The organism is Paenarthrobacter sp. R1 (genome assembly GCF_030264015.1).
GTDB lineage: Bacteria > Actinomycetota > Actinomycetes > Actinomycetales > Micrococcaceae > Arthrobacter > Arthrobacter ureafaciens.
On record NZ_CP127115.1, the window covers coordinates 3,839,149 to 3,852,761 of the forward strand.

At 64.6% G+C, this 13,613-nt stretch carries 3 protein-coding genes; all 3 read left to right on the forward strand.

What is annotated here, in order from left to right; translation table 11 throughout:
• Positions 1-46: 46 nt before the first annotated feature.
• The 3 genes from QN084_RS18395 (at position 47) to QN084_RS18405 (ending at position 13,572) form a co-directional block, all read left to right on the forward strand.
• Positions 47-6,178, forward strand: a complete 6,132-nt coding sequence (locus tag QN084_RS18395; RefSeq protein ID WP_069694773.1) for an Ig-like domain-containing protein — start codon at positions 47-49, stop codon at positions 6,176-6,178.
• Positions 6,179-6,428: 250 nt separating this feature from the next.
• Positions 6,429-12,530, forward strand: coding sequence for an Ig-like domain-containing protein (locus tag QN084_RS18400; protein WP_069694774.1), 6,102 nt, complete (start codon positions 6,429-6,431; stop codon positions 12,528-12,530).
• Positions 12,531-12,600: 70 nt separating this feature from the next.
• A complete protein-coding gene (locus tag QN084_RS18405) occupies positions 12,601-13,572 on the forward strand; it encodes an AAA family ATPase (RefSeq protein WP_062095829.1) in 972 nt (323 codons plus the stop codon).
• The last annotated feature ends 41 nt before the right edge of the window (positions 13,573-13,613 follow it).

Below are 13,613 nucleotides of genomic sequence, written 5' to 3' on the forward strand. Positions count from 1 at the left end.
CAGCCGCACGGAGGGTGACGGCTGCCTATTTAACCGGGGGAAGTCCATGGCTCCGAGCAGGAGGCCCGCCCAACGAGCGCCCAAGCGGCAACCATCACGGAAGCGGCGCGCCAGGATCCTGGGTGTCACCGCCTTCACGGCAGCTGCGGCGGTGCTTGTTACCGGAGCCATCCTCTACCCGGGTTTCAAAACCACCGAGGTGGACCTCAACGACGGCGGCGTCTGGGTTGTCAGCAAATCGAAGAACGCCGCCGGCCGGCTGAATTACCCTTCGAAATCCCTCGACGGTGCCGTCACTCCGGCCAGCGACGACTTCGAGATCCTGCAACAGGCAAGCGACATCTTCATTGACGACGCCGGCGGGGCGACGATCAACCCGGTCAGCGCCGCGAACATGCGCCTGGGCGGGGACCAGCAGCTTCCGGGAGCGGCGCACGTCAGCTTCGGCAGCAAGGTCCTGGCCGTCACTGATCCAGCCAAGGGCAAAGTGTGGGCCGTTTCGCCCACCTCGCTGGGCGGTTTCAGTGAAGAATCCACGCCATTGTTCGAACAGTCCCAAGGCATCACGTCCGTTGTGGGGACGGACGACACCATCCATACCCTCGACCCCAAAGCAGGGAAGCTTACCGCCACCACGGTGGATGCGGACGGCAACGTTGTGGACTCGCAGGTCCGCTCCGATGACTCCCTCAAAGCCGACGGCGACGTGCAGCTCACGGCCGTTGGCGGCAAGGCGGTTGTGCTGAACCAGGCCAACGGCAACATCATCCTGCCGGGCGGTTCAGTGGTCCATCTCGCCGATGCCAGGGACGCCAAGCTGCAGCAGGCCGGTCCGGAGGCCGGCACCGTGGCCATCGCCACGAAGGATGCCCTGTTGCTGCAGCCCTTGGACGGCGGCACGGCCAAAACCATTCGCGCCGACGGGCAAGGGACCCCGGCGGCGCCTGTCCATGTGGGTACGTGCACTTACGGGGCGTGGTCCGGGGCCAACAAGTACGTCCGGGAGTGCAGCAATGAAGCCGACAACCGCCGCGCCGACGTGCCCCAGGCGAGTGCGTCGCCGTCGTACGTTTTCCGGGTCAACCGCGACCTCGTGGTCCTCAACGACGTCAACTCGGGCAACGTCTGGATGGTCAACCAGAACATGCAGCTGGTGAACAACTGGGATGACGTCATTCCGCCCCAGCAGACCTCGGACGATGCGGACAAGGACTCCGCTGACGAAGTCCAGCAAACAGTCCTTCCGGATCGCAGCAAGCCGAACACCCCGCCGGTGGCCAAACCCGATTCCTTCGGAGTGCGCGCCGGGAAGACCACCATCCTGCCGGTACTGGACAATGATGCCGATTCCGACGGCGACGTCCTGACCGTCAGTGCCGCCGAACCGCTGAAATCGGGAGCGTTGTCCCCGGTTTACGGGGGGACGGGCTTCCAGATTGCGGTGCCGGCCGGCACCACAGGCACCGAAACCTTCAAATACTCCGTCGACGACGGCCGCGGAGGAACCGCTGCCACCGAGGTGGACCTGCGGGTGGTGCCGCCGGAGGAAAACAACGCCCCGCAACCCAAGCCAAACCGCAACAACACGCTGGTGGTGCAGGCCGGCAAGATAGCCAACCAGTACATCCTGACGGATTGGATCGATCCCGACGGCGATGACATCTTTGCCGTGGCGGCCTCGAGCAGCGATCCTGCCGACCAGGTCCGGATCAGGCCCGACGGCCTGCTGACGTTCCAGGATTCCGGAGCCGGTCCCGGCCGCAAGACCATCACGTTGACGGTGTCGGACGGCACCGACAGTACCGATGGGCAGGTCGTCGTGGACGTCCGCGCTCCCGGAGCCCTGCCGCCCATCGCCAACGCTGACCACGTCGTTGCGGTGGCCGGCCAGGACACCGTGATTGCGCCGCTCAAGAACGACACCGACCCACAGGGCGGAACGCTCCGCCTGGCGCAGGCCCAACCTGATGGGCAGTCCACGGCGGTCATCGGGCCTGACCAGCAGACGTTCACGTTCAACTCCGGTGCCGTAGGCGCCCACTACGTGACCTACATGGCGACGAACGGGCCGGCGAGTGCCCAGCAGTTGGTCCGGGTGGACGTCGTCTCCGGCAACAGCGATGATGCACCAGTTGCCGTGCGGGATATTGCCCTGCTGCCCAGCGGAGGCAGCACCGTGGTTGACGTCCTCGGCAACGACTCGGACCCCGCCGGAGGCGTTCTGGTGGTGCAGTCGGTGACGGCAGTGGACGGCCTGCCCGTCAGCGTGGCGGTGCTGGACCACTCGGTCGTGAAGATCACTGACATCCGCGCCGAAGGCCAGTTGTCGTTGAAGTACACCATCTCCAACGGCAAGGCATCGGCAACCGGTGACATCTCGGTCCAGGTGGTGCCGGCGCCCACCAAGCTTCAGGCGCCGCAGGCAAAGCCCGACGACGTCACGGTGCGGGCAGGCGACGTGGTGACCATCCCGGTGCTGGAAAATGATGCGGATCCCAACGGGGGCGAACTCACCCTGGACCCGGTCCTCGCACAGCAGCCGGACGAGGCGGACGGCCGGATGTTCGTGGCCGGCAAGACCCTCCGTTTCATTGCCGGAGAAGAGGCCAAGACCGTCTACGCGATCTACAAGGTCACCAACGCTTCCGGCCAATCGGATTCCCAACAGGTCACCATCCGGATCAGGGCCCGGGACGACGCCACCAACACCCGGCCGGAGCCGAAGAACCTGACGGCCCGTGCGGTGGCGGGAATGACAGTCAAGATCCCTGTTCCGCTGGATGGCATCGACGCCGACGGAGACTCGGTCAAGGTGATCGGCATCGACAAAGCCCCGTCCCTGGGGACCGCCGTACTCCGCGACGGCTACCTGGAGTACACGGCCGGCGGTAAATCGGCGGGGACCGACACCTTCAGCTACCGCGTGAAGGACCGCATCGGCGCGGAAAATACCGGCAACGTCATTGTCGGTATCGCGCCGGCGGAAGCAGACAACCAAAAGCCAATAGCAGTCGATGACGCCATCGACGTGCGTCCAGGGCGGCGCGTCGCCGTCGATGTCCTCAAAAACGATTCCGACCCCGACGGCGACCCCATCGGCTTGGTGCCGACGTTCGATGCCAAACCCGGGCTGGAGGTCGAAGCCGTTGCCGGTAAAGCGGTGTTTACCGCGCCGGGTACCGCCGGCGTGGAGAGTATCAGCTACCGGATCCAGGATGACAAGAAGGCCGAAGCAAGTGCCGTGATCCGCGTCCAGACCAGTCCGTCGGCCCCGCTGCATGCACCGATCGCCGTTGATGACCATGTGACCCTCGCGGAGACGTTGGGGAAGACCGCGGTGGACGTGCCCGTCCTGAAGAATGATTCCGATCCTGACGGGGTAGCCGAAGACCTCAAGATCTCCTTGCCTGACGGCAACCCCAACGCCCGGGTGGGCACCTCGGGAAACGTGGTGGTCACGCTGGTGCCCCAGGACCAACTCATTCCGTACACGGTGACGGACATTGACGGCCAAACGGCCACGGCTGTCATGTGGATTCCCGGACAGGGCCTCCAATACCCGACCCTTTCCAAGACCGACGTCGTGGAAGTCACCGCGGGCAAGGAAGTGACGCTGTCACTGAAGGAGTGGGTCAAGGTCCGTGACGGCCGCAGCCCGCGGATCACGGTGGCGGACAAGATCAAGGTCCAGGGCGGTGACCCGCTGAATGTCATTGCGGGCGACGGCGGTGCCCTCCGCTACGCTGCGCAGGCGGACTACGTGGGTCCCGGCTCTGTGACGTTCGAGGTCACGGACGGTTCCGGTCCCGACGATCCCGAGGGGCTGAAGTCCACGCTCACCATCATGACCAAGGTCCTGCCGGATCCCAATGCCATCCATCCGCCGACCTTCAGCGGTGCCGTCATCGACGCTCCGCAGGGCGATGTCACCGAACTGGACCTGTCGAACCTCGCCGGCGACGTGGATGAGCAGGACCAGGGCAAACTGAAGTTCGAATTCGACGGCCAGCAGCCCGGCGGGTTCGAGGCCCGGATCGACGGCACGGTCCTGAAAATCACGCCCGGCGGATCCCTCAACCCGGGCGCACGCGGCGTGGTGCCGCTGAAGGTGACCGACGGCCGGTCCGATCCGGTCCGTGCGGCCGTGACCGTCACGGTGGTTTCCTCCAACCGGCCCAAACCGGTGGCCAACGATGACGCCGTGGAGAAGGCCGATGCCGGCAAGCCGCAAACCGTCAATGTGCTCGGCAACGACTTCAATCCGTTCAGCGAGCCGTTGGGAATCGTGTCCGCGGTGGTGGAGACGGGTTCAGCCGGGCAGCCCGAAATCTCGGGCGACTCCATCACGGTGACGCCGTCCGCGGGCTCAAAGGGCGTGCTGGTAGTCCGCTACACCATCAAGGACAAGACTGACGATCCGAGCCGCCAGGCAGTGGGCCGCGTCCGCATCACTGTCCGGGATAAGCCCGATGCTCCTTCCGCGCCCGCGGCCACCGATGTCCGGAGCCGCACCGCCGTGCTCAAGTGGGCCCCGCCGTCGGACAACGGCGCAGCCATCACCAAATACACCGTGAAGGCTGCGGGATTCCAACAGGAATGCCCCACCACCACCTGCACCCTGACGGGGCTGACCAACAACGTGAGCTACGTATTCACCGTGACGGCCACCAACGAGGTCGGGGAGTCCGGTGCGTCGCCGGCTTCCAACGAGATCAAGCCTGACGAAAAGCCGTCACCGCCGGACGCTCCCGCCGTGAAAGCCGGGGACAAGGACCTGGCCATCACGTGGACCCCCGCGAAGACCGAGGGCTCACCCGTCAAGCACTACAACCTGGAGATTTCCCCGCCCCCGGGCAACGGAGTGGCGGTCAAGAACGAGGTCACCGGACTCTCCTACACCTGGACCGGACTCACCAACGGGGTCAACTACAAGGTTCGGGCCCAGGCGGTCAACGAGCTCGGACCTTCCGACTGGAGCCTGTACTCCGCCGAAGACCACCCGGCCGGTCTTCCCGGCGCCCCGGCGGCGCCCACCACCGCCGTCGTGTCTTCCGTGGGTTCGCAGAACCAGCTCCGGGCTGACTGGACAGAACCGGACATCAACGGCGACCCCATCAAGAACTACTACGTCACCATGAGCGGGGGCAGCGGCGCTACGCAGACGCAGACCGTTCCGGGCAATACCCGTACGGCCACCTTCACGGCGAATAACTCGGAATCCGGCTACACGTTCACTGTGCAGGCCGGGAACAAGGCCGGCAAGGGTGCGGTCAGTGCGGCCTCTGCTCCACGGCGGGCAACCGGCAAGCTGGGAACCGTGGGCAACGTCAGTGCCACACCGGCCAACACCGGGGGAGCAGGCGGCCAGCTCACCATCAACTTCACAGTGTTGAACCAAGCCCAACGCAACGGTTCAAGCGCCAATGAAGTCAGTTACACCTACCGCGCCAGCACCGGCCAGTCCGGCCCCATCCAACCGGGGCAGACCGTTGGAGGTTTCGCCAATGGCCAGGCCAGCAGCATCACGGTGACTGCCCAATCTTCCGTTGCACCGAGCTCGGATGCGAGTGCTCCCGCCACGGCCACGCCGTATGGTTCGCCCGGAACGCCGTCGGCATCGGGGACCAACGGGGCGATGAACGATCCCTCGGTCACCCTCAACTGGTCCTCGCCGTCGACGTCCACCAATGACGTCAAGACCACCAAGATCAGGATCAGCGGCGGCGCATGGGAGACAGTTGCCGCATCCGGCAGCCGGACCATCAATACCGGCGGCTACGAACAAACGCGGACCATCGACGTGCAGACCTTCAACTCCCTGGGTACCGGTGGGCCGGTAGCCAGCGCCAGTGCCACGTCGGGCAAGAAGGGGGAGTGGACCACCACCATGAACCCGGGTGCCGTGGAGCGCTCCTGCAGTTACACCCTTGGTGGATCAAATTACGATCCCAACAAGTTCACGTGCGACGGTAAGGGCGGCAACCAGCCCCCATGGATGTACACCTCGGACCAAGGCAAGATTGTTGTCCGTTGCTACATCGATCAGTCGGATGGCTGGGTGGGCATGCAGCGCTGGTGGCGGATTGAATCCGGCTCCTACCGGAACGTAGGCCGGTACATCATTGCAGGTCACACCTATCTGGGTGATCCAGCAGGCATCGGAGCGCCCCGATGCTGACCCGTCGCAAGGCCGCCAACAGGGGAGAGGTCCCCATCGCCGCGACCGGGACTAAGACAGTATGCTGTCAAAGCCATTGGAGAGTCCGGTATCGGCTTTCCATGATGGGCCGTGTGGTGAGTGGGATAGTCTTAGGGACTGAAAATTCCGCCGCCGTATGGGGGTACTGCGGAATGAACGGCTGCCGGCGATTGCCGGTGGGCTCGGAAGCTGCTCGGGGCGGCTGCTATAAAAAGGGAATTTTGGGGTCGTGACTTCTTTCTTCGGCAAGCTGGGGCTGAAAAAGCGTCGAAACAGAAAATTGGTGTCCGCAACCGCGGCAACGGCAGCAGGTGCCGTGCTGGTGGCGGCAGCTGTGCTGTACCCGGGATTCAAGACCACCGAGGTGGACTTGAACGACGGCGGCGTATGGGTTGTGAGCAAGACCAAGAACGCCGTGGGCCGGCTCAATTACCCTTCACGGGTACTGGACGGGGCGGTCACTCCGGCCAGCACCACCTTCGATGTGCTTCAGCACGACAGCAACGTGTTTGTCGACGACGAATCCGGCTCCACTATCAACCAGGTGTCCGCCGCGAACCTGAAACTTGGCGGCGATAAGCAGCTTCCGTCGTCGGCGCAGGTCAGCTACGGCTCTACGGTGCTCTCTGTCACTGATCCTGCCAAGGGCAAGGTCTGGGCGCTTTCTCCCTCCACCGTCAACGGGTTCGATGAAGAAGGGACCGAACCCGTCCTGACCGGTTCCCAAGGCCTCGTGTCCGCGGTTGGCAATGACAACCGTATTTACACCGCGGATCCGGGCAAGGGCGAGATCACCGTCACCACCGTGGACGTCAACGGGGAACGGACCGCCTCGGAAGTCACCAAAGTCGATGAGCTCAAGGGCGCCGGGGACTTGCAACTGGCTGTTGTAGGAGACAAGCCGGTGGCGCTGGATGCCGCGTCCGGCAACCTGTTCCTGCCGGGTGGGCGCAAGCTGCAACTGGCCGATGCCCGCGAGGCCAAGCTCCAGCAGACCAGCGCGGAAAGCGGCTTCGTGGCCATCTCCACCCGCAAGAACCTGCTGAAGCAGCCGCTGGACGGCTCCACTGCCGATACGGTCAGCGCCGACGGCGAAGGTGTTCCCGCCGCGCCCGTTCAGGTGGGCAAGTGCGTCCACGCCGCGTGGGCCGGAGCCAACAAATACGTGCGTGACTGCGAGAATGACGCAGACGACAAGAAGAACGATGTCCCCAAGGCAAGCGCTTCGCCCAACTACGTGTTCCGCGTCAACAGGGACCTGGTGGTCCTGAACGATATCAATTCGGGCAGCGTGTGGCTGGTCAACCAGAACATGCAATTGGTCAACAACTGGGACGACGTTGTCCCGCCCAAGAACCAGTCCGACGACCAGGACCAGGAGTCCGCGGACAACAACACCATCAACGTCCTTCCGGACCGGACCAAACCCAACCGGGCACCCGAGACCAAGCCCGACGAGTTCGGAGTGCGGCCCGGACGCACCACCGTCCTGAGTGTCCTTGACAACGACTCGGACCCCGATGGAGACGTTCTCACGGCCGCAGTGGGCGCCAATGCACCCAAGGCAGGTGCGCTGGAGAACATTTATGGAGGTTCGGCGTTCCAGATCAAGGTCCCGGCCGAAGCGAAGCCCGGAACGGAGACCTTCGACTACAACGCCTCCGACGGGCGTGGACTCTCCGCTGCCGGCAGGGTCACGCTGCGGGTCGTCGCTCCGGAAGAGAACAAACCGCCGTTCTTCAAGCGCGCTGAGCCCACCACCATGCTGGTGGAACAGGGCAAGTCCGTCAGCCAGAACATCCTGACTGACTGGATGGATCCCGACGGTGACGACCTCGTTCTGCTCGACGCCAAAGCCGACAACGAACAGGACCAGGTGAAGGTCCGGCGGGACGGCCTGCTGACTTACCAGGATTCCGGCGCTGCCCCGGGCAAGAAGAACGTCACCATCACCGTATGGGACGGACGGGACACGACGACGGGCCGCGTTGTGGTCAACGTCCAGCCGCCGGGAGCTTTGGCGCCGGTGGTAAACGCCGACCACGTCACGGCTGTTGTGGGCCAGGACCTGGTGATCTCTCCGCTGAAGAACGACGTCGACCCCAACGGCGGCGCTTTGCGTGTTGCCCACGTGGAAGCAGCCGGCCAAGCGGAGTTGGGTCCCATCACCGACGGCGGGACGTTCACCTTCCGCAGCAACACCCCCGGACCGGTGTACCTGACCTATATTGCCAGCAACGGACCCCAGAGCAGCCAGGGGCTGATCCGGGTGGACGTTGAATCCGGCAAGGACACTGGCGCACCCGTCGCCGTTCACGACGTGGCATTGCTGCCTGTGGGCGGAAGTGTCCTGGTGGATCCCTTGGCCAACGACTCCGACCCGTCCGGGGGAGTGCTCGTTTTGCAATCGGTCACCGTTCCGGAGGGCTCATCAGCTTCGGTGAGCGTGATCGACCACAGCGTCCTGCGCATCACCGACGTCCTCGGCGCCAAGGAACCGTTCGTCTTCAGTTACACGATGTCCAACGGCCGGGCCTCGGCCGCCGGCACGGTGGGCGTCGTCCCGGTACCTGCACCCGCCGTCGTGGAGGCTCCCCAGCCCAAGCCGGACGAGGTCAACGTACGCGTGAACGACGTCGTGACCGTTCCGGTCCTGGACAACGACACGCACCCGCAGGGCCAGGAGCTTACCGTTGACCCGGTGCTGGCCCAGACCGTTGCCGAGGAAGACGGCAAAGCTTTCACCTCCGAGAACACGCTCCGTTTCATCGCGGGCCCCACGCCCAAGACCGTGCGCGCCATATATAACGCCGTCGATCCCCAGGGCCAGAAGAGCGCCGCAGCGGTGACCATCCATATTCTTCCGCTGGAAGGCGCCCAAAACTCCCGGCCGCAGCCGCAGAACCTGACGGCCCGCGTGGTTGCCGGTGGAACCGTCCGGATTCCCGTCCCGCTGGACGGCATCGATCCCGACGGCGACTCGGTCCAGCTCACCGGCATCGACAGCACGCCCACCATGGGAACCGCGACGGCGGGAAGCAACTTCATCGATTTCGTCGCCGCAGGTGACGGCGCAGGGACGGACACTTTCCGTTACAAGGTGATCGACCGCCAGGGTGCCGTCAACACCGGAACCGTAACGGTCGGCGTCGCACCCCGGGGCGAAAACAACCAGAAGCCCACCCCGGTGGATGACGAGGTTCAGGTTCGCCCGGGCCGCCAGATCGCCGTCGATGCGACGGCCAACGACACCGACCCTGATGGCGACCAGATCCGCATCCTGACCGACAGCATTGAGGCCGACGCCGCGCTGGACGCCCACGTGAGCAAGACCAGCGGCCGCATCCTCCTGACCGCTCCGGCGGCCGAAGGCACCGTCAACGTCCGCTACGCAGTGGCTGACGATCGCGATGCCGTAGGACAGGCCACCATTCGCGTGGTGGTCAAGAACGACGTCCCGCTGCAGGCGCCGATCGCCCGCGATGACCGCGTCACGTCCGCCCAGACCCTCGGCAAGACCGCCGTGGATGTTCCGGTGCTCAAGAATGACGAGGACCCGGACGGGGTGGGCGAGAACCTCAAGATCGCCACCGACTCGCCTACCGCACGGCCTGGTGCCGAGGGGAACGTCTTTGTGGAACTCACCGAGCAGCCGCAGCTGGTGCCCTACACCGTGGAGGACGTGGACGGACAGAAGTCCACGGCCATCATCTGGGTCCCCGGCGTCGGCCAGCAGGTGCCCACACTCGCCAAGGACGAGGTAGTGGAACTGGTCTCCGGACAGTCCGTCACTGTTAACCTCTCCGAGTGGGTGAAGGTCCGTGAGGGCAAGTCACCGCGGCTTACCCAGGCCGACCGCATCAAGCTCATCGGTTCCGACGGCAGCGATCCGATCGCCGGCAATGGAACCGCCATCAAGTACACCGCCGGTGTGGAGTATGTTGGCCCGGGTTCCATCAGCTTCGAGGTCACTGACGGTTCAGGCCCCGATGATCCCAATGGTTTGAAGTCCACGCTCAGCATCCGGACCAAGGTGCTGCCGGACCCGAACAAGAACAACCCGCCGGAGTTGCTGGGCAGCGACCTCGAAGTGCCCAAGGGTGACTCCGCGAGCCTGGACCTGGAAAAGCTGACGTCGGACCCGGACGCGGACGATGTCCGGAACATGAAGTATGAGCTGGTGGGTTCCGCGCCCGGCGGCTTCCGGGTGCAGCTCGACGGCAAGACGCTGAAGGCATCAGCCAACGATTCGGTCCAGATCGGGCAGGGCGGCACGGTGCAGGTCAAGGCCAAGGACCCTCGCGGACTCGAAGCCCTGGCGAGCTACAAGCTGACGTTGACGGCGTCCAACCGTCCCAAGCCGGTGGCAAATGACGACGTTGAGCCGGATGCACAGGCAGGCAAGCCTGTCACCGTCAATGTCCTTGCCAATGACTCCAACCCGTTCCCGGATACGGCTTTGAAGATCGTCTCTGCCGTGGTGGAAACCGGTGAGGGCGCGGCTGAACCCGGCGGCGACAGTGTGACGGTCACCCCTGGCGGCGGTTTCACGGGCACCATGGTGGTTGCCTACACCGTGTCCGATAAGACCGGGGAGCTGTCCCGCTACTCGACGGCCCGCATCCGCCTGACGGTGAAGGACAAGCCGGCTGCCCCCACCACGCCGTTGGCGCAGAGCGTGGGCGATCAAACGGCATTGCTGACCTGGACCGCGCCGGCAGACCGGGGCTCACCCATCACCAAGTACACCGTGTACGGCGAGGGCGGATTCAAGCAGGACTGCCCGGCCAACACGTGTACCTTGACGGGCCTGACCAACAACGTGAAGTACCACTTTGCCGTGACGGCTACCAATGCCATCAATGAATCCGAGCGTTCACCGGTCTCCGCGGAGGTCCGGCCCGACGTCAAGCCTGACACCCCCTTGGCTCCGACCCTGAAGTTCGGCGACAAGCAGTTGTCTGTCGCCTGGGTACCGCCGGCCAGCAAGGGTTCTCCGGTGAAGTCCTACGATCTGGAGATCTCGCCTGCACCTGCCGGGCAGAACCCGCAGATCCAGAACCTGACCGGGGCCAGCTACGTATGGAAGGGCCTGACAAACGGCGTGGCCTACAAGGTGCGCGTGCTTGCCAGGAACGATGCCAAGGAACCGTCCGAGTGGAGCCCCTATTCGGCGGCAGAAACGCCTGCCGGTGTTCCGGCGACGCCGTCGGCACCGTCGGTGTCCGGCGCCGGGTCCGTGGGCAACCAGAGCCAGCTGAAGGTCAGTTGGGCGGCTCCGAACAATAACGGTGATCCTGTGTCCGCCTACACGCTGACCACCTACCGCGGTGGCGCCGTCGTGACGACGCAGACTGTTGCGGCCACCTCACAGAACGTGACCGTCGCCAATTCCGAGGCCGACTACACGTTCACGGTCTCCGCCACCAACAAGGCCGGCGTCAGCGGTGTCAGCCAGCAATCGGCGGCGATCCGTGCCGCGGGCAAGCCAGGAACAGTTGGCAGCGGGTCGGTCAAGGAAACGGGTACCAGCGGCCAGCTGCAAGTGACCTTCACTCCGCTGACCGCGGCCGAACGCAACGGCTCCCAGGACAACGAGATCACCTACCGCTGGCAGACGGCGTCCGGTTCCGGACCCATCGCGCGCGGTGGCGGTGTGATCGGTGGACAGCCGAACGGTACCAACGTGGTGGTCAATATCATTGCCACCTCCGTGAAGAACAACATGGCCGGCGACGCCAAAGCAGTTGGAACGGGCAACCCCTACGGTCCGCCGAACGCGCCCAACGTCAGCGGTGGCAAATCGGCCAAGGGCGACGGCCAGGTGCACTGGACGTGGAACAACCCGGCCACCAACGGTCGCCCCTTGGATCACTTCGAAGTCTCGCTCGACGGCGGCGGCTGGACCAGCGTTGGCAAGGCAAACCGCTACGACGTCTCCGCCGGAGGTTGGGAGAAGACCCGCAGGCTGAACGTCCGGGCCGTCACGGTTGTGGCAGGACCGCCCAGCGGAAACGTGACCGCCACCAGCGGAGCAGACCCCACGCCACCGCCACCACCGCCGACGCCGTCGCAGATCCAGGTGGAAGCAGCCAGCGTCCGGACGTGCCCGGGTAAACCGGGCCTGCCCGACTCCTACACTCCCGGTAGCCCGGCCAAATGCGGCGTCGGTTGGGTAGAGCGCTCGTGGGGCAAGATCACCATCGACTGCACCAAGAACATCTATGGCGGTAGTACTGCCTGGTACCGCCTCAAGGGCAGTCCCAAGGATGGCTGGTACGTGAAGTCCACCACCGTGGACCTTTACGGACCCCGGCCGGGGGGTTGCTGATGACCCGCGTGGCACCACCACACTCAACTCCACAAGAACACTTCGGACTGAAGAAAAGGACTCCCAAGCAATGACCATGACAAACGAGCAGGCCGCGTGGTTTGCAGAAACGTTCGAGAAGCTCGTTGCCAACGTGGGCCAGGCAGTCCTGGGCAAGGAACACGTCATCCGGTTGACGTTCACCGCAATGCTGGCCGAGGGCCACGTGCTGTTCGAGGATGCGCCGGGTACTGGTAAGACCTCGCTGGCACGTGCCTTGGCCGCGACGGTGCAAGGTTCCCACAACCGCATCCAGTTCACCCCTGACCTCCTGCCCTCGGACGTCACGGGTGTGACTATCTACGACCAGAAGACCCAGAAGTTCGAGTTCCACAAGGGGCCGGTGTTCAGCAACATCGTGCTTGCTGACGAAATCAACCGTGCGTCGCCGAAGACCCAGTCCGCACTGTTGGAAGTCATGGAGGAGTCCCGGGTGACCGTGGATGGCACTACGTACGACGCCGGCCGGCCGTTCATGGTCCTGGCGACCCAGAACCCGATCGAGCAGGCGGGCACCTACCGCTTGCCGGAAGCACAGCTGGACCGCTTTCTCATCAAGACCTCCATCGGCTACCCGGACCACGCTTCCACGGTGCGTCTGTTGGGCGGGAGCAACCTGAAGGACCGCTCCAAGGATCTCTCGGCGATCATCACCACCCAGGCTGTGGCCGACATGGCCGACCTCGCCGCTACCACCCACGTTGACACTGCAGTGCTTGAGTACATCTCGCGCCTTTGTGAGGAGACCCGCAATGCTTCGGAGACGCGCCTTGGCGTCTCCGTGCGTGGTGCCTTGGCGATGGTTCGCGCCGCCAAGGTGTGGGCAGCAAGCCAGGGACGCAACTTCGTCCTGCCGGATGACGTCAAGGAACTGGCGCCCGTCGTGTGGACGCACCGCCTGGTCATGGACCCGGAGGCTGAGTTCTCCGGCGCCACGCCCGAGGTAGTCCTGACGCGTGTCCTGGCTGACGTAGCGGCGCCGCAGCAACGCGCCAGCGCATAAAAAGCGCCAGCGCTTAAGAACAGCGCATAGGTCCTGCAGCT

Coding starts and splice junctions, on each gene's coding strand:
- QN084_RS18395 (WP_069694773.1), top strand. CDS start 47: ATGGCTCCGAGCAGGAGGCCCGCCCAACGAGCGCCCAAGCGGCAACCA.
- QN084_RS18405 (WP_062095829.1), top strand. CDS start 12,601: ATGACCATGACAAACGAGCAGGCCGCGTGGTTTGCAGAAACGTTCGAG.